General features: G+C 49.1%; 2 protein-coding genes and 1 pseudogene. 2 read left to right on the top strand and 1 reads right to left on the bottom strand.

All coding sequences use genetic code 11. From position 1 onward, the window contains the following. Nucleotides 1–9 precede the first annotated feature (9 nt). Together FE839_RS24300 and FE839_RS24295 are read left to right on the top strand one after the other, a co-directional pair. The gene (locus tag FE839_RS24300; RefSeq protein WP_338325003.1) at nt 10–384 is read left to right on the top strand and encodes a group II intron maturase-specific domain-containing protein; all 375 of its coding nucleotides are present in this window, start codon (nt 10–12) and stop codon (nt 382–384) included. A 151-nt stretch (nt 385–535) separates the two neighbouring features. Continuing rightward, nucleotides 536–847: pseudogene (locus tag FE839_RS24295) on the top strand (transposase); the annotation flags it as partial. A gap of 57 nt (nt 848–904) precedes the next feature. On the opposite strand, the gene FE839_RS24290 reads toward FE839_RS24295, so the two are convergent. Beyond that, nucleotides 905–1267, bottom strand: a 363-nt coding sequence (locus tag FE839_RS24290) for an integrase core domain-containing protein (protein WP_138363263.1), incomplete at its 5' end; no start/stop codon positions are given.

The raw sequence follows: 1267 nt of genomic DNA, 5'->3' as shown, positions 1-1267 counted from the left end.
GGATATACCATTGGCCGATTTTATGGCAAAGGTGGGCGCCCCTACTGGGGAACCGCAATATCCCGAAAAGCGATCAAACGGCTCAAACAGGAAATACACGCCCAGACTACGTCACGCTGGAACTGTACCCCCATAGCTGAAAGAGCTGAAAGGTTAAACCCGCTTCTCAGGGGTTGGGCCAGTTATTTCAATCAGGGACCAGTGTTACAGATTTACCGTGACATTGATATCTATACGGCGAGACGGGTCAGGATCTGGTTACAGAGAAGAAAAGGTCAGCGGGGAACGGGATATCGCCAGTATCCCGACCAGTACCTGTACGAGCAGTTAGGACTGATACGCCTGCTGGATCTCCCCCGTAACCGCCCGAACGCGAAGGTCTGATGTGCTGCAAGAGAGCCGGATGCGGGAAATCCGCAAGTCCGGTTCGATGAGAGGGATGTGGAAACGGAGTCACGCTCAGGACAGTAAGGCACCAGGGAGTGTTAGAAATTCTGTGTCATTCCAGTAATATACAATCAAAAAGGAATGACACATGTCCCAGCCCTTCGATTTCGACAAAGCACTTAAAGCCCTCCAGTCCGGTCAGGCATTAACGGGCAAAGATGGTATCTTAACGCCATTAATCAAGCAGTTAACCGAGGCGGCCCTGTCTGCTGAACTTGACTCTCATCTGGCTCAGGATGTGGAAGCGAACCGTAAAAATGGTTCCGGTAAAAAGACCATTAAAGCCCCGACAGGCAGTTTTGAACTGACAACCCCGCGCGATCGTAACGGCACTTTTGAGCCACAACTGGTGAAGAAGCATCAGACTACGCTGTCCGACGAGATAGAACGCAAGATCATTGTATTAGCTCAGACCTGATCTGACAGTTACCGGTTATTTATACAGGTATCTGTCAGATTACATCTGGCTTAAATTTTTCTCAGCCCAGATGCGTTTTCCATCAAGTAACGTTTCTATTGGCGTCCGGCCGCAACACATTTTCCCCTGATGGGTTCGCTCATTATTATAGTGAGCCAGCCATTCATCAAGATCCGATTGTAATGCTTCAAGATCGCCATATAACTTTTTGCGGAACGTCACCTGATAAAACTCGTTCAGTATCGTTTTATGGAACCGCTCGCAGATGCCGTTGGTCTGCGGTGACATTGCCTTCGTTTTCGTATGCTCAATGTCATTTATCGCCAGATAAAGCTGGTAATCATGCTGCTCCACTTTGCCGCAGAACTCAGTGCCTCTGTCGGTCAGTATCCTCAACATCGG

Source organism: Klebsiella indica, from assembly GCF_005860775.1.
GTDB classification, from domain to species: domain Bacteria; phylum Pseudomonadota; class Gammaproteobacteria; order Enterobacterales; family Enterobacteriaceae; genus Klebsiella; species Klebsiella indica.
The sequence above is the reverse complement of the archived record's forward strand: the minus strand, read 5'-3'. Positions and strand labels throughout refer to the sequence as shown.